This is a genomic window from Pokkaliibacter sp. MBI-7, from assembly GCF_029846635.1.
Classification (GTDB): Bacteria; Pseudomonadota; Gammaproteobacteria; order Pseudomonadales; family Balneatricaceae; genus Pokkaliibacter.
On sequence record NZ_JARVTG010000001.1, the window covers coordinates 2,253,296 to 2,274,940 of the forward strand.

Sequence of the window (21,645 nt, forward strand, 5' to 3'; positions counted from 1 at the left end):
AACAGAGTCCTTTCTTCAACAGCGCACCCGGGGGCGCATCAAAAACGGATATCCAGCCAGCGATCACGCCGGTTGGCAGGGATAAACAGATAGTCACCGCGGCCCAGACCAAGTGACTGCCGGCCCAGCTGCAGCAGATGGGCATGGCGGGCGGGCATGCGCAGATGCCAGTGCACCCGCAGCGGCTTGCCCATAAACTCCTGCACCAGCCGGTTGAGACGACGGTTCAGCTCACCGGCCGGCATCAGTGCCCGGCTCAGGCTGGCCGAGTGTGACTCAATACTGATGGCCAGGGTGGACGACACATCCCAGCAGCGGCTGCCGATGGCCGCATCCACACCCAGTCTGGAAAAACGCCCTTCCAGCCCCCTTCGTGACGCCAGCAATGTCTGCTCCCCGGCCTCCAGTGTCAGCCAGCGGCCAACAAACTGATCCACCTTGACCGCCGCACCGGTGATCCCCGTCAGCAGCAGCTCCAGCCCGCGGGCTGAGCGCGGTGCACGACTGAACAGCCCGGCATACATCAGACTCAGTGGCTGACGGCTGCCGGTCAGTGCCGTCAGAATGCGGCTGAACGGATCCGCTTTGACCCGCCCGACCATGACCAGCCGCTCAGGTACCGGCCGGATCTGCTCGGCAATGCGGTACTTCTCCCAGGCCCGGTAATACAGCGAGATCAGGCGATGGTTGAACAGGTCGAAGAAGTCACGCATGGCATGGTCACGCTGTTTAACCCGCGCCATGATCAGCTCGGTGTAGTGCTGCGGCAGCACCCCGTTGGCACCGGTCAGTCCGGCAAAGGACACCTGCAGCTGTGCCTTCATTGCCTGCCCCCTGGCCGGGTGTACTTCAATCTGGCTGATCGCCCGTCCGGCAAAGCCCAGATGCTGGGCACTACTGAAGCGCACCAGTTCACGGTCCGGGCGGCTGTCATGGCCCACTCTGTGCTGCTGTTCGCTGGACTCCAGCTGCAACTGCAGCAGGCGCACTGCCTGATAGAAGGAATACTGCTCCGGCTCGTTCAGCAACCGGTTCAGGGAGGGTGATGACAGCGGTGTCAGGGTCTGCCCGTTCATAGCAGAGGCACTCCACCGGCCCGCGCTGGCCACTGATGTACCGGCCGCTCTTCATCAAGTATACGAATCGACAGACGGGTGAAACTGTTGACCACAGCGAACTGGGAGAAAAAGTGATCAAGCACCGAGCCGAGGAAAAACAGGCTGGCGCCGGCCGCTTCATGCTGGGTAAAGACCAGCTGGATATCACTGCCCTGGGCAAAGGCAACACGCCCCTGCCGCACCAGCCGGGCACTGGCAGGCTTGATCTGCACCTGATGGATAGCCTGAATCAACACCTTGGTTTCCGGGCTGGCACGGAAGTCATAGAGCTTGAGAATTTCCCGTACCCGCTGAACTGCATCTTCACCGCTGAAGTGATTGAGTGTCAGATGGCTGACCAGCTGCCAGCGGGTATCCTCACCCAGTGACGGGCGCACCGTCGCCGTGGGGGGCGTCAGGCAGCGAATGCCATCCACCACATCCGCATGGGTACTGCTGCGCATCGCCGGCTGCCCGCCACCATAGGGCAGGCGCGCCGGCAGGTTGCGGTTGGAACACAGTGCCTTGATGCCCAGCATCCAGCCCTCGTTGTGCTCAAAAGCCGCTCCGCGGGCCAGCCGGTCAACCACGGTCATCACCGCTTCAGTACCCGGCTCGGCCGCACCACCGGCCCAGTTGCGGGTTTCCCGACGCAGGGTCCAGAACAGCTCATCGTCATCCAGATAGGCCGGATGACCTTCCGCATAGTAGGGTCGTACGTTGCGCCGCTGACGGCTGTGGTTAAACACCTCCACCTCCAGCGGCCGGATCACTTCGCTGGTATCCGCTCGGGCATAGGAGGCATTGAGACGGTAATCGTGCTCGGCGGTTTCCAGCCGGATCGGCTCCAGCCGCTCCTCAAACAGATTGATGATCGGCGTGCAGCCCAGCAGCAGCTGGCTGTCACTGACCTGTTGCTCCAGCTCAGCTGAGCCCTCGGAAAAATAAATGTAGATATCCACCGCAGTGCCCATGCCTGCCCAGCTCGATTTGAGATCATCCAGCTCGGCAAACAGGAATTTGTGCGGAAACAGGAAATGTTCCACCAGCAGGCGATAACCGGAGAAGGACTGCTGCTGATAGGGCAGCACGCCATGCTCCTCCTCAAAACCCACCGAGCGCAGATGGCGGCGCTCAAGAAAGCGCACCTGCTTGAGGTTGTCACGCGGCGTAATGGCCAGACCGATGGTGTCGCGAAACAGATGCTGATAGAGAGCAAAACTGTGGCGCAACTGGCCGTTGAGGAAGAAGCGCAGATGATCAACACCGATTTCTTCCATCATCACCTTCGGGGCACTGCTCTTCACCGTGATCTTCAGTACCGCGGCAGCGGTATCACGCCAGATCGGCTTGGGCGCGCGAAACGGTGCATTCTGAAACCGCACGGCTTCCACTTCCACCGGCCACAGCCGGGTGTCATAGCAGGTACGGAAGCGGCATTCGGCAAAGTTGGCAATATCAGTGATCAGACGGCAGCCGCGCGGCAGGGTCACGCCGAAGTCATTGAGGTTTTTCGGTTGTACCTGTACCACCGCCATGGACGGGATCGGTGCCTGATAATCAGGAAACATATGACCGAGCAGGGCATCGGTGAGCTCGGGGAAGCTGTCATCCAGCTTCTGCCGGATACGTGCCGTCATGAACGACACGCCCTCCAGCAGCCGTGACACATGCGGATCTTCGATCACTTCATCGGTCAGTTTCAGGCGCCCCGCCACCTTGGGGTAACGCTCCGCAAACTCCGTCCCCAGGTGGCGCAGATAGCTCAGCTCCTGGTTGTAGTACTTCAGCAGATCATCGCTCATTTACAGCTTCTCCAGCAGGCGCAGGCCCAGCGTGACCGGCTCCAGTTCGGTATCGAATGACACTTCCTCCGGCACCGGAATGGCATACATCACCGCATTGATCCGCAGCCGCAGGGTGGTGGCCAGCCCGCCCTCCTCTGCCACTTCCACCCGCACGTCAGCAAAGCGCGGCTCAAACTTGCGGATGGTGTCTTCAACGATACGGCACAGGCGCTGGCGGGCATCCTGACTGCTGACCGGCATAATGGAAAAATCCGGCAGGCCGTAACTGAGCAGCGACTGCTGCAGCTCTTCGTAAGCTTCCGGCCAGGTCTGCCAGCTGACCCGGCTGTTGAGCAGGTCTTCCAGATCACGCCGGACACTGATGCGCATCTGCCGCAGGTTGAAGGCCGGATCCTGCGCCGCCAGCGTGTGATCGCCGGGGTCATCGTCGAGCAGGCGGTCAAGGATGCTCGGTACAATCCGCACTTTGCTGTCAGCGGCCATGCTGCACTACTCCTGAACGCTCAGACCGGCACCGCGGCCGCAGCAGGGGCGAAACTCTGCACATCGGCCAGGCTGATGGCCTCCTCGCCTGCCAGCAGCTGCTTGAGCCCGACACCGCAGTAAACCTCGGCTTCCCCCTGCTGCAGCCAGTCCGTTTCACGGCCCAGTTTTTGCCGGTCAGTCTGGCTGCCGGCATAGGTCAGCGGAATAAATACATCGCCACCTGCCCCGTGACGCGTCTGGATGTCGGCACGCCGCCAGACATGCTCGATCAGCGAGCTGACCGGCTGCAGCTGCAACTGTTCCACGTCACGCCAGGGCACCAGATAGTAACGACCGTCGGTACCCAGCAGCTCAAGAAAGCCACACAGACTGTCATCGATATCACGCAGATCGTCGAACTGCTCTTCATTAACAGTGACTGCCAGCGGCTTGCGTACCGCCTCCAGCGCCAGTGCCGCACGCTCCCGCTCTTCCTCGGTGGCATCCTGCACCAGTGCCAGCCGCAGCTTCAGCAGCGCCGCCACCTCAGCATCGGCGTCACCCAGCAGGGACGACGTATCGCCGCCCTGATAGAAATCCAGACGCGCCTGGGCCGCGCGAATCAGATGGCGCAGATTGCTGGCGCCGGAGGCACATTCCGGTTGCTGGCGTACCAGCATATCCAGCTGCTGATCGGCCTTTTCCAGCTGGCCATCGATACACAGCAGTTCGATGTAGCTGCCACGCAGGGCCTGATTACGCGGATCATCCCGCAATGCCAGCTGCAGCTGCTCAATGGCGGCACTGAGTTCACCCTGTTGCAGCAGATCTTTGATGTTGTTCATAGAATCCTTGCTCTCCCGGCCCGTGCTGGCCGTTGTGTTCCCTGTTGATTAAGAGGGGCCGTCAGGCCTGCTAGCGCCCGGATGACAACTCGGTCACCAGCCGTACCGAAGACACCAGCTGGTCCAGCTGCAGATGAGGGCGCAGGCGAATGACTGAATAGTAGTGGCCGGGCTGCCCTGCCTTGGCCTTGACCTTGATGGTGGCCTCGCCCAGCGGATAACGCGCCCGGACTTCGTCGGAGGCGGTATCGGAGGCGGTGGTGTACTGATGCAGCCAGCGCTGCAGGTCGTTTTCGATGGTGTAGGCTGACTCGTACTTGCCCACTTTGTCTCGCCCCATATGTTTGATGTAGTGAGCAAAACGCGACACACAGAGGGTGTATTGCAGCATCGACGACAGCTGCACGTTGACGCTGGCGTTATCGCTTTCGTACCGCCTGGGCTTCATCACCGAGGCATTGCTGAGAAATACCAGATGGCCGGTCATCGGCACCGGCAGCACCGGGATAAAACCGGTATCCGACAACGCCCGCTCCAGCCGGTCGCCCACCTGTAGATTAAGCGGGGACAGCCGGGTATGCTGATAGCGCTCGGTTTCACAGAACAGTACAGGCAGGTCGCAGACCATACCCTGACTGACCTTGCCGGGTTTGAAACCACGGATATGACTGAACCAGCCTGACTCGGCAAAGGCCCGCACCATCACTGTCGCCAGACAGTAGGCGGCATTACCCCAGAGGTAATCCTGCTCACTGGCCAGCTGCTCGCGGAAGCTGAACTGCTCCTTGCGGGTGCCATCGGCCTTGTAGGGTTTACGCATCAGTACCTGCGGCAGCACCATACCGACAAAGCGCGCTTCCTCCCGTTCACGAAAACTGCGCCACTTGACGTACTCCGGCAGCTCGAACTGCTGCTGGAACTGGCGCACCGAGCCCAGCTCGGAGAACTGCTCAACCCCAAGGAAAGAGGGCTGCACCGACGTCACAAAAGGCACAAAGGCAGCGGCGGCCGTACGGGCCACCGATGACAGGACATCCAGATCCTGGGTCGGCAGGCCCGGCTGCGGAGTGAGTGAAATCTGATAGTCACCGATCAGCAGGCCAAAGGGCTCGCCACCAGCGTGATCAAATTCGTTGCTGTAAATCAGCCGGTGGAAGTCACTCTGATCAAACTCGATCACCCGCGCCATATCCTTGCTCAGGTCAGGCCAGCTGAGGTTGAGCAGCTTGATCTTGACCCGCTGTTCGCGATCCGCCTGCGCGGTCTGCTGCACCAGATAGTGCAGGCTGCGCCAGCTGGCTTCCATGCGCTGGAAGCCGGGGTGATGGAGAATATGATTGACCTGCGCTTCCAGTAACTGGTCGATGGCACTGATGCCCTGCCACAGCAGCTGCCGCAGCTCGTCATCGGCCACACTGCCGGCATCGTCATCACGGGCCAGCCAGACTTTCAGCGCACGCAGCGGGTCCTGTTCGCGCAGAAAGCGATCAAGAAACTCCTCGCTCTGCCAGTCCGGCTCCTCGCTGTCCTGCAGCGGCGCAGCGGCCGGAACCAACCCGGCCCCGAACTGCACCGCATCATCGGTGGCAAAGGCATAGTTGAATCCGGCTTCCCGGTTTAGATCCGACCCCGTCAATCCCTGACTCCGTCACTGCTGGCTGTTAGCTGATAATCCATTACCCTCTGCCGGTGTCTGGCACTGACAGAGGGCGCTCTACCCCGATCAGTTGCCGATTTCAGGGATCTTCGCCACCAGCCTCAGCGAGGTGGTCAGCTCTTCCATCTGCAACCACGGGCGCAGCCAGGCGATGGCATTGTAGGCACCAGGCTGGCCGGGGATTTCCTTGACCTTGACCTTGGCATCCGCCAGTGGGTACTTGGCACGGATTTCCTGGCCACCGCCTTCGGACGCGTTGACGTAGCTGAGAATCCAGCGGTTCAGCCAGGCTTCCACGTCGGAGGCTTCCATGTAGCTTCCAATCTTGTCGCGGGCCATGACCTTCAGGTAATGAGCAAAGCGCGAGGTGGCCATCATGTACGGCAAACGAGCAGAGATGGCCGCGTTGGCAGTCGCATCCGGGTTGTCGAATTTGGCTGGCTTCTGGCAGGTCTGGCCACCGAAGAACACGGCATAATCGGTGTTCTTGTAATGGCACAGAGGCAGGAAGCCCATCTTGCCCAGTTCGGCCTCGCGACGGTCGGTGATACCGATTTCAGTCGGGCATTTCAGATCGGGGTCGCCGTCATCACTGATGAAGATGTGGGAAGGCAGGTTATCGACCCGGCCACCGCCCTCGGCACCGCGAATGGCGGTACAGAAACCGTACTTGGAGAAGGCCTCGGTCAGACGGGTGCCCATCACATAGGCGGCGTTCATCCAGCAGTAGTGCTCATGATCTGCCGTCAAAGCGTACTGGGTGCGGTCATCCAGCGGGAATTCCTCATAACGGAACTCTTCCACCGCACGGGTCTGCTGACCGTAGGGCAGACGTGCCAGCACACGCGGCATGGTCAGTGTGACAAAGCGGCTGTCATCACTTTCGCGGAAACCGCGCCATTTGGTGTACTCGAACGACTCAAAGATTTTTTCCAGATCGCGTGGCTTGGACAGCTCACGCCAGTCATCAAAGCCAAACAGCGCTGGCGAGGCGGCCGAAATAAAGGGTGAGAAGCCCGCTGCCGCGACATTGGAGATCAGCCCCAGCGTCTCGATGTCTTCCGGGTGGTTGGTAAATTCATAGTCACCGATCAGCGCGCCGTAGGGCTCACCACCGGGTGTCCCAAACTCGGCTTCGTAGACTTTCTTAAAGATATTGCTCTGGTCAAAATCCACCGCCTTGGTCAGATCACGGTGCAGTTCTTTCTTGCTCAGGCTGAGCATGCGGATCTTCAGGGTGTGGCTGGTATCGCTGTTATTGACCAGATAGCTCAGACCACGCCAGCTGCCTTCCAGCTTCTGGAACTTATCGTGGTGCATGATTTCCGACAGCTGTTCGGAGATCAGCTGATCGATACGGGCAATGGCTTCGTTGAAGGTCACTGACAGGTTACGGCTCCAGGTCAGCGTCCCTTTCAGGGCTTCTTCGGTCAGCGTGCGGATCAGCTCTTCGGCCCGGGAAGCTTCGGTCTGCTTGGTGGCCTTGATGGCCTGTTCCAGAATGCCAATGCTGCTTTCGCTCAACGCGGCGTCAACGGCGGCGTGCTGTTGTTTGGCGCTCATGCCAGTGGCTCTCCCTGCTTAATGTTTAACTGGTCAGCCAGACGGCCCAGTTCATCCGTGTTGTTGAGAACGTTTTCCAGAATGTTTTCCAGATCTTCGGAACGGTCGACCTTGGTCATCAGGTCACGCAGCTTGTTGCGGGTTTCCATCAGCTTGCGCAGTGGCTCAACCTGACGGACTACGGCAGCAGGCTCAAAGTCCGCCATCGATTTGAACTCCAGATTGACGTGGAACTGCTCGTCATCACCACCCAGCTTGTTGTCCACCCGCAGACGCAGGCGCGGGCTCATGCGACGCAGCACCGAATCGAAGTTGTCGTGGTCGATATGAATGAAGCGGCGGTCTTTCAGTGGCTTCATCGACTCGGTGTTGTCACCGGCAAAATCACCCATGACACCCACCACAAAGGCCAGTTCCTTACGCACCGACAGACCTTCGGTTTCCAGGTCATAGGTAATATGCACGCGCGGCTTTCTTACCCGGGCCAGCTTGCTGTGTACACTCACTGTTTGATCTCCTATCACTTAATTATCCATTCACCGCGCTCTGCCAACCCCTGCCGGCCACGGTCATGGACGTCAGGGGTTATCTGAGGGGATACCGGTCAGGCGGAAAAAGCCCTTGCGTGCATCCTGATCGGCAATTAATTCCTGCAGCAGTTCCGGCAGACTCAGCTCACTCCAGCGCACCACCTGATCGATGGCATAGGACATGGGCGAGTGCGGTTCGGTTTTGCGGAAAAACTCCGACACCTGCACCAGTGTCTGAATCGCCTGCTCCCGCTGTTGCAGTTGCAGCACGCCAGTGGGTGCGGAAACAGCCGCGCCGGGCAGTGGTTCAGCCCCGTCGCTGTTCAGGCCGATGTCAGCGAGTTCCTCCACGGCGGGCTTGGGCACCTTGATGCGATCTCCCGCCAGATGGCGTACGCAGTCCAGGCACTCCTCCAGCCGCTTGCTGATGCGTGAGCTGGGCACCGGCGCTCCGACGGCCTGATCCATGCAGGCCACCAGTTGCTGGTAAGCCGTCATGGCCGCCAGCAGCTGATCATGCACCTGCTGAAACTGTTCGGTGGTCGTTTCCCGTGCAGCGGTGGTAATGGCGCTCATTTCCACCGCACCGGCCTTCAGGCGCTGTGCTTTCTTGGCATCGTCGAGACGCTCCAGCTCCTGAGCCTGCTGATATTCCCACAGGGCAAAAGGACCACTGCTGCTGCCCGCGGTGAGCATAATGGTGCTGATCGGCATCAGCAGGGCACCTTCGTTATCGTAACCATTGAGGCCAATCAGCGGCGCCACGCGGGTTTCCTGACCGTCCTCATCGGGGAATGGGTAGAGGCCATCCCAGTGGGTTTCGATCAGCCGCTGCGCCAGGGTGAAGCCCTCGGCCAGACCGGCAAAACCCTGATAGCGCGCCAGCGCTTCAATCAGCCAGGCCACCAGCTCAAGATCCTTACCTTCGCTGGTCAGTACCTCAGGCACCCGCTCGACGATGGGGCGCCACAACGCCACGCAGGACTGCAGCGGCTCATCCTCGATCAGGGCGTTGCGCTCCGCCGCACGAGCCTGATTACGCACGTCTTTCAGCTGGTAATAAGCCGACGTCGGCGACACATCCTGACGCGGGTCCTGCCCCTGCGGCATCTCGCTGCTGATGGGTGCCAGAATGGCGTCAAAGTCCAACATACTCATGATTATTCCCGTTCCCTTCAGGTCCGCACCCAGTGCCCCTGCACCAGCGGCAGGGTCGGGTCATCGGGTTCGCCGTGGCTGTGCCCCTGACAGGCCCGCACCAGCACACTGGTAATATTGTCGCGGCCACCATGCACCAGCGCCGAATGCGTCAGAGCCATACAGGCATCCACCACACTGGGGGTATTCAGAATCTGGCTCAGCTGGTGAAAACTCAGCTCCTTGCTCAGGCCATCACTGCACAGCAGGAACAGATCACCGGCCTGCAGCTGCCCGCTGACCACATCCACGTCTACCTCTTCCTGGCCACCGATAGCGCGGGTGACCACATTCGCCAGCGGATGAAACTCGGCATCATCGCGGCTGATCAGCCCCTGTTCGACCATGTCCTGTACCTGGCTGTGATCTCGGGTGCACTGCTGCAGCTGACCGTCACGCAGTAAATAAGCGCGGCTGTCACCCACCCAGCACAGGTGGTATTCCTCGTTACGTACCAGCAGCGCCACCACGGTGGAACCAACGGTCTTGCCTTGCATCTGCGTGCTGGCGTAGTGCTGTACATTGCGATTAGCCCGGCGGATAGCAGCCACCAGCTGCTCGACGCTGATCTGATGACGGGGCAGATGAGCCAGCTCCATTTCCAGGGTGTCCACCACCATCTGACTGGCCACATCACCGGCGGCATGACCGCCCATACCGTCTGCCACGACCCAGACGCCGCACTCGGCCAGCTCCAGATAAGCATCTTCGTTATGATCGCGGATCTTGCCCTTATGACTCTGGGCAAAACTGACCAGCTGCATGTCGTTGGGATGCGCCCCCATGACCATATTGACGCCTACCATCCCCACACCTCGAACTGACCATCGAGCATGGCGGCAAACTGGCTGACCTGCGGCAGACCGGAGCTGACCAGCAGCGAACCGGGTACCCGCTCGGAACCGCTGGTCCACCACAGGCAGTAACGCGGAAACTGCTGCCGCAGCAGCGGGTGCAACAGGTCTTCGCAGCGGCTGTCACTGGCACTTTGCCACGCCAGCTGGCGTTTGCCGGCCTCACCACGGGGCTGCAGCGGGCGCGGCTCCGCGCCGCTCGGCAGCGGTAACTGCGCCAGCGCGCTGACCCAGTCACTCAGCTCCTGGCCGTCTTCCAGAATCTGCAGCAGATGGCCGCCGGTCGCCTCACTCCAGTCACGGTTGGCCCACAACCGCACCGGTGACAACGCGGTTTCACAGGCCAGCAGGAACGGGAAACGGCGCCCGACCTGATCGACGCTGGGCATCAGGCTGCCCGCCATGGCATGCTCACCGACCACCCCGCGCGACAGGGCAAAGTGCCAGACCGGCGCGGTCAGATAGGCTTCCAGCCAGTCATCCAGCAGCTGTTCCTGACTGACAGCCAGTACCGCCTGCAGCCACTCGTTGAATCCCTCGATAAAATTGCGGCTCAGACGATCGGAGACGAAGTCACCGCGCACCGGCACCTTGCCGAAGTAGCCATATCCCTTTACAGCGTCGCCGGACATTCGAACCCCCTCAACTCCGCACTCCAAAATGGGTTGTACACACTGCTCGGTACCAGTTCGAGACTGGCCTTGTAGCCCTTGACGTTGATATCCAGCTGTTTGTCCTTGATGGTGGCCTTGCGCAGGCTGGCCAGTCGGTCCAGCAGGCGATACCAGCCCCAGGCACCGGGGTAATCGTTGGTAATGGTCTTGCCGGAATCCGGCTCGGTGAACACCAGACGTACCCCCGGTTTGCTGCCATCGCCCGGCCAGGAGAAGTTACTCAGACGGGTCGGGCCATGACGGTAGACCAGACTCTGGCCATCGATTTCCAGCAGGAAGCTGATGACATCCTCATCCAGGGTCTTGGGCTTCAGGGCAAAATCGACCTTAGGAATCTGACTGCCCGGTTCAAAGAAGGCATCGCGAATCTGCCGGGCGTTCTGGAACATCTTCAGACTCGCTTCCGACACGCCGATGTCTTTATCGAACTGCCAGGTGCTGGCCGAGGTATCTACCACCGGCGCAATGTACTCCTCAAAGTAGCGGTCAAGGGTGCCGCCATAGCCAAAGAAGCGGCCAAAATCCTTCAGTGTCACTTCCTGATCCGCCTTCACGGCCAGCGGATAGCGTCCCTGCAGGGCACGGCGGAACTCGCCATAGACCTTGGACTTCCACACATCGTTGAGATGGCTCTTGGCACCTTCTTTCGCCAGCTCCTGCGACTGGGTATTGAGCGGCCCCAGCAGGGTGCCCAGCTCCAGCGGCAGTTCGCGCTGAATATCACGGAAGGTGCGGTTCAGTTCCTGCGTAGCCTTGCCATCCACCTGTGACATGAAGGCGGACTTGTCACTGCCATCGGCACTGGCCAGATTGTCGAGGTAGCTGTACAGCCGTTGCAGCTCGGCCTCCAGCGAACTCATCTGGGTTTCATCGAAACCGACGATATTGCCGAACTGCTGCTCTACTTCCTTGCCGGGCAGCATGCTGATCTGATCAATCGGGGAATCAGGCAGATAACGGGTCAGACGATTGGTGCGTGTTTCCATGACCTTTTCCGCTACTTCACCCACCTGCTTATTGACCACGTTGTCGGTATTTACCCGGGTCAGCGCCACATTGCGCTGCACGCCACGGATGATCGACTGCAACGGCTGCTCACTGCCGCTCAGCACACGGGCGATACGCGCGCCTTCGGTGATGGTGTCGAACTTTTTCAGGCGAATTTCGGCCAGCAGGCTCTGCCACTGGAAGCTGTAATCACGGTAGTACTTCTGCCGCACCTGCTCGGCGATCACATCGCCATCCAGGGTGCCCAGCTCACTGGCATCATCGCCGTAGACCCAGGCGTCATCGGTCAGGCGCTTAAGCACGCGCTTGCTCTCAACCTGAAACAGGCCGTGGAAGCCGTTGTAGGTGTAGAGACCGGGAATCCCCTCCTGCAGTGGCTTGCCGTCGGCACGCTCGAAAATGCTGAGACTCTGGCTGCCAAGCACATCGGTCAGGCGGAAGTCCGGAATGCGGCTGTGCAGCAGCTCCTTGCGCAGGCGCTGATAGGCGCGTTCGGCCAGCGTCATGGAAGTCAGTTCCTTGCGGGCCTGCTCCACGGCAGCGTTGTCGATGCCGGCAATCGGGATATTCATCGCCAGCATGCGGTCCAGATGGGCCTGCAGGGAGGCACGGATGCCGTCGTTCTGCTCGCCTTTGAGGTAACGCTGCAGATAGGCCTGATACCAGTCCTGAATCTGGCCGTTGTCGCGGTGCTCCGGCTGATACAGCATCAGATAGGTCTTGAGGGTTTCGTAGAGGTACTCCAGATTTTCTGTCTGCCCCTGCACGGCCTGCATTTCACTGACCAGTACCCTGCTTAAGTGCGGAACAAACTGATACTGAAGGGCACGCTGATAGGCGGCGGTAGCCGGCCCGTGCAGCTGATCGCCCTGATACAGACCAAAACCACGGATACCTTCGCGCTGCAGCTCGGCGCCGGTGGCACCGGCAGGCAGTTGTACCAGCGCATCCAGTGAACGGCTGAGTGCTGGCAGTGTCAGGCTGATGTCCTGCTGCGGGTCTTCATGCTGGCTCTGATAATCCTGCACCGCCGCTTCGGCACTGCGGATCAGGCCCAGATTCCACTGATAGCTGTTCCACCACACATAGCCTCCGCCGGCCAGCAGCAGCACGGAAGCGGCCAGGGTGCCACGCATCAGCCAGGAGCTCTGCCGGTCATGGTGCTGGTTGGTGGAGGCCAGATTCTGCTCGGGGAACACCACACTCTCCAGCAGCTGGCGAATGAAGAAACTGCGGCCTTCGTGATAGCCGTGGTTCTCGCTGGGCACATCCTGCAGACCCAGTCCGCTGGCCAATTGCGAATGCACACGCTCAATGGGTTTGCCTTCCTGCGTGGCACTGGCGATATACACCCCACGCAGCAGCGGTGCTTCCTCAAAGGCATTCGGGGTAAACACTTCCTTGAGGAAGTCATCGGCGGCCGCCTGCAGCAGACGCATCTGCCGTGGAAACTCATAAATAGCGGCACGTTTTTCCATACTGCGTTCGACCCGCAGGCGCTCAGGCACCATCTCATTGAGACGTACCAGCAAGGCATGGAACTCCTTGTTGAACTCGCCGACTACGCCCTTCTCGTTGTCGGCCGCCTGCGGATCGAAAGTGATGCCCCAGACCTGCTCCCGCTCCTCCGGGGTCAGCTCAGCGAAAAACTCGCTGAAACCGGCGACCAGATCGGATTTAGTCAGCAGCACATAGACCGGGAAATTCATACCAAGCTGATTCTTCAGCTCCTGAATACGGTGCTTGATCGCACGGGCATGCAGGTTGCGCTCGGTACGGGTTTTGCTGATCAGGTCAGCCATACTCATGGCAATGATCACACCGTTGATAGGACGGCGGGGGCGGAATTTTTTAAGCAGACCGAGGAAACCCAGCCAGGAGCGGGCATCGTGTTCGGAATGGCTGTCCTGCGTGGTGTAGCGGCCAGCGGTATCAATCAGTACCGCCTTGTTAGTAAACCACCAGTCGCAATAGCGGGTGCCGCCGACGCCCTGCAGGGCATCGATCCCCATTTCCCGCTTTAGCGGGAACTCAAGCCCGGACTGATGCAGAGCGGTGGTTTTTCCGGAGCCGGGCGGCCCGACCATGATGTACCAGGGCAACTGATAGATGCTGCGCCCTTTGCTCAGCTGGGTACGCTTGAGAATGTCCATGGCACGGCTGATACGCTCGTGCAGGGTGTCGATTTCCAGCCGGGTGTTCTCATCCTGAATGGCATCCTCATCCTCGCCTTCGCCCTGCTGGGTTTTCTTCTCGCCCACCAGTTTGTTCACCGCTTCCTGCTCACGCTTGCTGCGATAGTGATAGCCGACCCAGCTGCACACCGCCCAGACAAAGACGATGGCGGAAATCAGCACCACCCGGTTCATCACACTGGCCAGCGGCTCCGCACCAGCAATGGCCAGCAGCGGGCCGCCGAACCAGATCAGCAGAGCCAGACAGAACACACCCACGGCACTGAGAAACACCCGTGAAGTGAGAAAATTCCAAAGCATGTGGCCAGCTTGTCGGAACGTCATGACAGTAATTCCTTTACTTTCAATGCAACGGGTCAGTACAGCAGGTCGATTTCGACCCGTCGGTTTTTCGCCCATTCCTCGGGCGTTGTGGTACCAAAGCGCGGCTCAGCATCGCCACGGCCTTCCGGCCATAGCCGCCCCTTCAGTCTGGCATGCTCTGTCAGGTAGTCAGACACGGCAGTGGCACGCGCCAGCGACAGATGCCAGTTGGACGGGTATTTACTGGTGGCAATCGGCTGATTGTCGGTATGACCGGTAATCATGATGCGCCCTTCCGTCCCTTCCAGTACGGTGCCGATCTTGCTTAAGACCGGCCACAATGCCTCCTTCAGCTCGGCACTGCCCGAGGGGAACAGCGCCTCGGTGCCCATGGTGATCCGGGTACGATCCGGCATCGCGGTAATTTCCACCAGCCCCTTGTCGATCTCGGTCTTCAGCAGCTCTCTCAGGCGGTCCACCTCATTGCGTTCGGGAGGCGCCTCCTCGACCGGGGCCGGCGCCGGTGCAGAGACCAGTGACGACAACTGACTGTAGAGCTGGCGCGAATCCTGATTGAGCAGGTAGTTGAAGGTCATGTAGGTGCCGAGCAGGGAGACGGCGACCAGGGCGTAGATCACCCACAGCGGCATACCATCGCGCAGGTTCATCTCGCGAATCTGTACGGCACCTTTCCAGCCCGGTGCCAGTGCCTTGTCACGTTCGCCACGCTGACTGCGCAGCGCCTGATAGGCCTGCTCGCGATAGCGTTCGAGCTTCTCGCTGCCCTGCTGCTCGACCCGCAGCTTGCCCATGAAGCCCAGGCTCAGACACAGATACTGCAGCTCCAGCATCTGCTCATGGTCAGCCGGGCGCTTGAGCGCGGCATCCAGCAGGGCATAGAAATGCTCGCCCCCCCAGGTTTCGCTGTGAAAGGTCGACAGCAGGCTGTTGAGCGACCAGCTGGACTGCTCGCCCCACAGGGTGTTGAGCACCACCTCGTCAATAAAGGAGCACATGCAGTAACGCGCCGCTTCCCGTTGCTCGGCCGTGGTGTCCTGCTGACGCAGGGCCGATTCATATTCGCGCACCATGTCGATACAGCGCAGCCGCAGCGACTCAACATCAGCATGGCTTGTTACCCGGCGCAGATAACTGACCAGTGACAGCATCGGCCCGGCGTAATCCACCAGAGGGTTGGCATCCAGGGTGGGCAGGCGCTGCACCCGGGCGCTGGCTGCCGGCTTGTGGATAACAGTGCGGTCTTCCAGCATATGCGGTGCCGTCTGATCGGCACGGCGGGCGGCAGAGCGTTCCTCTGCGGCCAGTCGTCCACCGGGACGGGGCTTAATGATGGTTGCGTCAGTCATCCTTGTTCTCCACTACACGTCCGTGTGTTACGCGTCTCAGCCAGCAATGGCCCAGAGTTCCATATCCAGTGCGGGATACTCACCCGACAGGTGAATGGCAATACCGCCACTGCTGGACAGGCGTTCCCAGTACTCGCTGTTCTTCTCCAGCTGGAAGTAGTGATAGCCCGCATGGTAAGGCACCTCGCGCGGTGCCACGGGCAGCGGCGCAATGGCCACCCCCGGAATCTGGTTGTTGACCAGCGTACGAATCAGCTCCACCGGGCCAATCTTGATCTGCGCCGGCATGTGCTTGCGCAACTCTTCCACCGCCATATCGGCACGCACCGCCAGCACGAACTGGGCATCGCGCAGCATCTTCTTGTCGTGCAGCTCAGCCACACGGATACCGAACTTGCTCATGGTCATGTTCAGCTTGGTGGCTGTCTGCTCCAGCACCGTACTCAGTGACTGATTGAGTACCACCAGCAGGGTACCGAACACTTCGGTCAGCTGATCATGGCGGTAGGAGGGCAACTGTGGCGGGCGCTTATCATCCTGCACGAAGGTCGCCAGCTCACCGACCAGCGCCACCAGCTCGGCATACAGCCGCTCGGGATGGAGCTGACCAATACCTTTCAGATGCAGCAGCACCGCTTCATAACGATTGAGCAGCTGCAGAAAGAGGAAGTCTGACAGCGAACTGACCGCCGCCTGTGCCTGACTCAGCCGGCTGGCCAGCACATCGGCACGCTGCTTAAGCATCCCCACTACTTCGGTCAGCATGCCGGCCAGAATTTCGTTGCGATGTACACAAAGGCTGGGTGGGATATAACGTTTGTCGAGACGCACCGTCCCTTCTTCACCCATTTCGCGGATGCGACACAGCGGCATGGTGACATAGCCGGTCAGATCATCACTGGCAAACTTCAGACTCAGTGCCAGCTTGGCCACCTGCAGGGTATCGTTGGCATCCTGACCCACACTGTTGTCGACCACATCCTCATCGTGCCAGCGATAGCGGGTCACCCCCTCCGCAGCCTGACCACTGCCGATGTTCAGCCCCTTAGCCTTGTCCACCGCCAGGGCCAGATACACCACCTCATCACGGGTGCCGGCAGGTACCTGCAAAGGTGCAGGCAGCGGCTCTTTGGCAGGCATTTTGGCCACGGTGAAATCGGGCAGCACCAGCACGGCATCACGCACCGCCAGCTTGCCCAGATTGAGCATGCCATCATCGATATCCAGCGTCAGTACACCCCAGCCATAGGCCTCTACCAGACTGTGCAGCGCACCCTGCTGATCTGCCCAGAAGCGTTCCTGCTGCTGGAAATGCTGGGGGCGAAGAAACATGCCTTCGCTCCAAACCACCCGACTGTACTGACTCATCTGCTATCCCTGCCTTACCCTGTCTGTCCCTGACCGTTGTTACGCTACACAGCTAGTCACGTAGCGTGATCGACAGCTTTTCGATATTGACGTCGAAATCGTCATAGCCTTCCGGGTCCGCCACCACGACATCCCGCCAGCGGGCATTCTCAATATCGCGAAACGCCGCCATCACCGCGATGTAGCGGGTTTTGCGATCCAGCCGCAGGGTGACGGTTTTCTTGCTGCCGGGTTCCAGCACCAGCTCATCCTTGCTCAGCATGTCCTGGCTCAGCACCTGATCAGGATTGTCATACAGTGCAAAAAAATCCTGTGAGTCGAACACACTGCGCGAGCTCAGCTCATAGATACGCACGACCAGCGGTGACGCCCGGCCGCTCGGATCGGGGTTGACCTGTTTGGACACCTTGAAATCCAGATCGGTGGACGGTGGCACCACGCTGTTAACCGTGCTGCAGCCGGACAGCAGTGCCACGGCGGCCAGCCATGCCATGCAGAATAAACGTACCGTTGTGCTCATCTGTCTGCTCCTGTCCGGGTGCGGGCGGCGGGTTTAGTGCGTGCCACGCAGAGAATGGTCGGCCGCTTCATACGCCTGAATAAAATCATCGAGATAACACTGCTGCTGGCTGCGTACATCATCGCTCAGGGTCTGGTGCAGCTCGGCGTACAGCTGCCAGTAGCTGGCCTGACGGCGAGCCGGATTGAGCTTGTCGAGCATGCCCTCGCGGAACTGTCGCTGACTGATCTGCTGTGGGTCCATCTGCCGCAGCAGACCGGCGACCGCTCCTTCCACTCCGCGCAACAGCGCCTGCTCATGACTGGCGATGTCGGCAAAAGCATCGGCAATAGCCTTGTCGGCTGGCATAAAGGAATTACTGCGCCGGTTAAACAGGTTGTGCACGGCGTCTTCGACACCGGCGGAGAATTTCAGCGGGTTGTTCTCAGTGGTACGAAACTGGGTGTGATTAACACGGAATTCGCTCTTGAAACGTGAGCGCTCGCGCAGGGCCACAATCAGCCCTTCCAGCAGCTGGCGGCTGGCCTCGCCCAGACGCAGCCACCACTCAGGATCATGATTCGCTGGCGCCATGTCGGGATGAATACCCAACCCCCGCAGATAGGCACGCAGTGCCTGCTGTTCATTGCCTTCCATCGCGGCCACGGCCGGGCTGGTGGGTGTAGGTAAAGACTGGGGTTCGGCTTCCATCACAGCGGGCTCGGTCAGCACTGTGGGAGCAGCGTGCGCCGGCTCTGGCATACGCAATGCGTTCTGCTGCGGGGATGGCACAGCCACCGGCACCGGTGCGGCATAAGCCGGTGCCACAGGCGGCACGACAACAGCGGGTGATGACGAAGGTGCGATGGCAGAGGTCATGGCAGTCTGAGTAACAACCTGCACTTCGGTTAACTGCGTCTGTGCCAGCATGGCACTGTCAGCCGTCGTGATGACCTGAGATGGCGCCGCAGCAGCCTGAACAGCGGCAACAGAATGTGCACCTGTCGCCACTGGCTGGGGCGCCTCTTCAGACTGGGCCGCAACAGGCTCAGCCACCGGGGCATCCGTCAGGAAAGCATCAAAACGTGAAGAGACTTCCGCATTGGGCTCCAGCGGCTCATGCGGGCCACCCAGCCACTCCTGATCCCAGTCTTCCGGAATAGTCACGACGGGCTCAATACGTTGTGACGCGGCAGGGATTGTGCCCTGAGGGAGAGGAAAATGATCATTGAGGCCCAGCTGGCTCATGCTGCGCTGCATGGAATGAGCAGGTACCGGTGCGGCAGCTGCCACAGGCTGAGATACGCTTGCCTCAGGGCTGGGCACAGACTGAGCAGCAACACTGGCAGCACTCATCTCGGCGGTCTGCATTAAAGGCTGGGGCTGCTGGAGCGGTGGCGTGGCGGGAGCTGAACGTGGGCGCAACTGGGCGCGAATTTCATAGTCACCCAGACACAACACATCATTGCTGTTCAGACGGTGACGATTGCCCTTGCCCAGTGCTTCTACCCGGCGGTTGATAAACAGGCCGTTGGTGGACAGGTCAGTGACGACAAACCCTTCAGCATCCATCTCGACCCGCGCATGGGTACCCGACAGCACCCGCTCAGGGTCCGGCAGACACCAGTCGCACTGCTCTGAGCGCCCAAGAGTGCCACCACGGTGATCAAACACCCGGACCGACTCCTGACCGGGAGACAGGCGATGATAACTGATGACCGACAGTTCAAGCTCCATATCCATATGTCCAGACCTATCCATAGGGTTACCAAATACATATGGGTGACCCGTCCACACCTCTTCACACCTGAAGAACCGCAGCCAGGGCCACCAACAATCTGGGCGACAAAACTACGGAGTCGATACTGACAAGTCAACACCTTTGGACAAATAAAGTTACAAAACTTATCCTTGATTTACACATGGAGTTTTATGTAACGTACCGCCCGCCGAATGGATACATTTCTCAGGCAATTGACTTCAGCCAGGATGCGGGGGAAGACATGGACAGGGTGAACACGGATACCAGGGATACGGATACGCTGCTTGCCGGTAGCCAGAACGACTACCATACCCAGCCGCAGCAGAGCACCACCAGCACGGCAGCCAGCACCCCGCCGACCAGCAGTGATAACAGCGACCTGACCGCGGTATTCTGCGATGCAACCCAGGTGCTGGATGTCCCTTCCCCACAAACTGAAGGCCGCAATCAGCTCAAGGGCACGGTCCTGCAGCAGCGCTACCTGCTGGAAGACCAGATTGGCCGCGGTGGCATGTGCGACATTTACCGCGCCCGTGACCTGCTGCTGGAACAGAACGGCATCAAAGACAATCACGTCGCGGTCAAATTACTGCAGGCCCACCTGCAGGATCATCCCCAGGCCAAACATCTGCTGATTGCCGAGGCACGTAAGTCTCAGCAACTGTCACACCCCAACATCATCCGCGTCTTCAGCTTCGGCCATGAAGCGCTGGAAAATCGCGACACGGCCTGCACCTTTCTGGTGATGGAATGGCTCGACGGTGAAACCCTTGACCTGGTGATCAAACGCTCCCGCCCCCGCGGCCTCAACTACGACGGCGCCATGCAGATTCTGCGGCAGATGGCGGCGGCCCTCGATTACGCCTCCTCACAGGGCGTGGTGCATGCCGACCTCAAACCCAGCAACGTCATGCTGACCCGGGATGGCCACATCAAGGTGCTGGATTTCGGTGTGGCGGGCTCTGACCCGCTGCACAAGGACATCTACGCCGCCCCAGATGCCGATACCACCGAACCCGTGCAGGGCTATACCCCGGCCTATGCCAGCCCACAACTACTGGCGGGTAACAAGCCGACGCACCGCGATGACATTTATTCCTTCTGCTGCATCGCTTACGAGCTGCTGACCAGCAAGCACCCCTTCCAGCGTCAGCCTGCCGATAAAGCACAACAACAAAAACTCAGGGCAGAGGCTCCCGCTGCGCTGAGCAGCAAGCGCTGGGCTCAGCTGAAACAGGGGCTGGCCTTCGAAGAACGTAAACGCCCGGCACAACTGCAGGCCCTGCTCAACCTGATGGAGCAGCCCGCTGCCTGGCCCCGGCTGGCAGGCTGGGGCGCCGCCCTGCTGGTGTTGCTGGCTGCAGCAGGCATAGGCTATCAGCACTATCAGGGCTATCAGCAGCGTCTGCAGCAGCTCGATACCCGGCTGGCCGACAGCCACCGCTATGACTACCTGCAGGGCGCTACACCCACTGCCCTGCTCGATGCCCTGGCACAGGCCCCTGCTGATCAACAGGCGCTGGTGACCGGCATTGTGCAGCAACAGCGTGCCCGCGTACTGGACTACTTTGAAGGCGAGGTGGAAAGCCAGCTGCAACAGCAGCAGTCCGGCTATCCCGATTATTACAGCGTCACCCGCACGGTGGAGGAAGGGCTGAAAGTCTTCCCGGACTCGGCCCGCCTGCACACCCTGCTGGATACCCTGCAACAAAGCTGGCGCGGCAGCACCCAGGCACTGGATGAGCAGCTCAACGCCATGCTGGAGCAGGGCAAATACCAGAGCAAAGCCGACTTCGACAACCTGCTCAGCCAGCTCGCCGGCCTGCGGCACCTGAACCATGACTACCAGCCGCTGCCTTCAGAAAAAGCCAGCAGCACCTTTCAGCAGATCCTGCAGGATGCGCTGAGCAAAAGCGCCGACGAAGAGCAGCTCAACCGGCTGCGCAAAATCGGTGAAACCTTCTTTGCCGGCATGCCCGTGGCCGAACAGAGTGTGGAACAGGTGGACGAGGTGCAACAGGCACAACAGACACTGGATGCCTACAAGGCCGCCCGCAAGCAGGGCCAGAAGCTGCCCTTCCCCCATGCTGCTGCCGCCATCGTCAATCAGGAAAAAACCGCGGCGCTGGCCAGCCAGATCAGTGCTGCCACCGACCCGGAGGCCCTGACTGCCGCTGAAAATGCACTGGCCGAATACGGCAGGGGCCTGCCCTCCGACTTTGAGCCACTGGCCACCCTCACTCACCAGCTGGCACAGGCTTATCGCGATCTGGCCAAACAGCTGATCAGCAGCGACCAGCTGCGGGAAGCACAAAAAGCCATGGCCGAGGCTGATCTGATCGAGAAAGGTCTGCAAGCCAAATAGCACTATTGACGCTCATTCTGGCGCCCTGCGACTGACGCAGGGCGCCTCTCCCGTGTTCGACGGCCGGGCACCCCACCCCCTTGTGTTG

16 protein-coding genes are annotated in these 21,645 nt (G+C 60.1%); 1 reads left to right on the forward strand and 15 read right to left on the reverse strand.

What is annotated here, in order from left to right; all coding sequences use genetic code 11:
• Positions 1-38: 38 nt before the first annotated feature.
• The 15 genes from tssG to tagH form a co-directional block, all read right to left on the reverse strand.
• Positions 39-1,076: a type VI secretion system baseplate subunit TssG gene (gene tssG / locus QCD60_RS10120; RefSeq protein ID WP_279784836.1), complete on the reverse strand. Its 1,038-nt coding sequence runs from the start codon at positions 1,074-1,076 to the stop codon at positions 39-41.
• Entirely contained in the window at positions 1,073-2,902 is a 1,830-nt protein-coding gene (gene tssF / locus QCD60_RS10125; RefSeq protein ID WP_279784838.1) for a type VI secretion system baseplate subunit TssF, read from the reverse strand. Before tssF ends, tssG begins: the two co-directional genes overlap by 4 nt.
• Complete coding sequence (gene tssE / locus QCD60_RS10130; RefSeq protein ID WP_279784840.1) at positions 2,903-3,388, reverse strand: type VI secretion system baseplate subunit TssE; 486 nt, start codon at positions 3,386-3,388, stop codon at positions 2,903-2,905. It lies immediately after the preceding gene.
• Positions 3,389-3,408: 20 nt separating this feature from the next.
• Positions 3,409-4,215 (reverse strand): type VI secretion system accessory protein TagJ, encoded by an 807-nt coding sequence (locus QCD60_RS10135; protein ID WP_279784842.1) that lies wholly within the window; start codon positions 4,213-4,215, stop codon positions 3,409-3,411.
• A 70-nt stretch (positions 4,216-4,285) separates the two neighbouring features.
• Positions 4,286-5,851, reverse strand: coding sequence for a type VI secretion system contractile sheath large subunit (tssC, locus tag QCD60_RS10140; RefSeq protein ID WP_279784844.1), 1,566 nt, complete (start codon positions 5,849-5,851; stop codon positions 4,286-4,288).
• Positions 5,852-5,938: 87 nt separating this feature from the next.
• Positions 5,939-7,435: a type VI secretion system contractile sheath large subunit gene (tssC, locus tag QCD60_RS10145; protein WP_279784847.1), complete on the reverse strand. Its 1,497-nt coding sequence runs from the start codon at positions 7,433-7,435 to the stop codon at positions 5,939-5,941.
• Positions 7,432-7,941: a type VI secretion system contractile sheath small subunit gene (tssB, locus tag QCD60_RS10150; protein ID WP_279784849.1), complete on the reverse strand. Its 510-nt coding sequence runs from the start codon at positions 7,939-7,941 to the stop codon at positions 7,432-7,434. Before tssB ends, tssC (QCD60_RS10145) begins: the two co-directional genes overlap by 4 nt.
• Positions 7,942-8,013: 72 nt before the next feature.
• Positions 8,014-9,123 carry a type VI secretion system protein TssA gene (tssA, locus tag QCD60_RS10155; protein WP_279784851.1) on the reverse strand — a complete coding sequence of 370 codons (1,110 nt, stop codon included), beginning with the start codon at positions 9,121-9,123 and terminating at the stop codon, positions 8,014-8,016.
• A gap of 17 nt (positions 9,124-9,140) precedes the next feature.
• On the reverse strand, positions 9,141-9,968 hold the full coding sequence (locus QCD60_RS10160) for a protein phosphatase 2C domain-containing protein (RefSeq protein WP_279784853.1): 828 nt from the start codon (positions 9,966-9,968) through the stop codon (positions 9,141-9,143).
• A complete protein-coding gene (tagF, locus tag QCD60_RS10165; protein WP_279784855.1) occupies positions 9,962-10,648 on the reverse strand; it encodes a type VI secretion system-associated protein TagF in 687 nt (228 codons plus the stop codon). Before tagF ends, QCD60_RS10160 begins: the two co-directional genes overlap by 7 nt.
• Complete coding sequence (gene tssM, locus QCD60_RS10170; RefSeq protein ID WP_279784858.1) at positions 10,630-14,217, reverse strand: type VI secretion system membrane subunit TssM; 3,588 nt, start codon at positions 14,215-14,217, stop codon at positions 10,630-10,632. Before tssM ends, tagF begins: the two co-directional genes overlap by 19 nt.
• Before the next feature lie 32 nt (positions 14,218-14,249).
• Entirely contained in the window at positions 14,250-15,563 is a 1,314-nt protein-coding gene (gene icmH / locus QCD60_RS10175) for a type IVB secretion system protein IcmH/DotU (protein WP_279784859.1), read from the reverse strand.
• Positions 15,564-15,599: 36 nt separating this feature from the next.
• On the reverse strand, positions 15,600-16,931 hold the full coding sequence (tssK, locus tag QCD60_RS10180) for a type VI secretion system baseplate subunit TssK (RefSeq protein WP_279784861.1): 1,332 nt from the start codon (positions 16,929-16,931) through the stop codon (positions 15,600-15,602).
• Between the two features lie 52 nt (positions 16,932-16,983).
• On the reverse strand, positions 16,984-17,451 hold the full coding sequence (gene tssJ, locus QCD60_RS10185; RefSeq protein ID WP_279784863.1) for a type VI secretion system lipoprotein TssJ: 468 nt from the start codon (positions 17,449-17,451) through the stop codon (positions 16,984-16,986).
• A 33-nt stretch (positions 17,452-17,484) separates the two neighbouring features.
• On the reverse strand, positions 17,485-19,173 hold the full coding sequence (tagH, locus tag QCD60_RS10190; RefSeq protein WP_279784865.1) for a type VI secretion system-associated FHA domain protein TagH: 1,689 nt from the start codon (positions 19,171-19,173) through the stop codon (positions 17,485-17,487).
• A gap of 179 nt (positions 19,174-19,352) precedes the next feature.
• On the opposite strand from tagH, the gene QCD60_RS10195 reads away from it, so the two are divergent.
• A complete protein-coding gene (locus QCD60_RS10195) occupies positions 19,353-21,557 on the forward strand; it encodes a serine/threonine-protein kinase (RefSeq protein WP_279784867.1) in 2,205 nt (734 codons plus the stop codon).
• Positions 21,558-21,645: the final 88 nt, after the last annotated feature.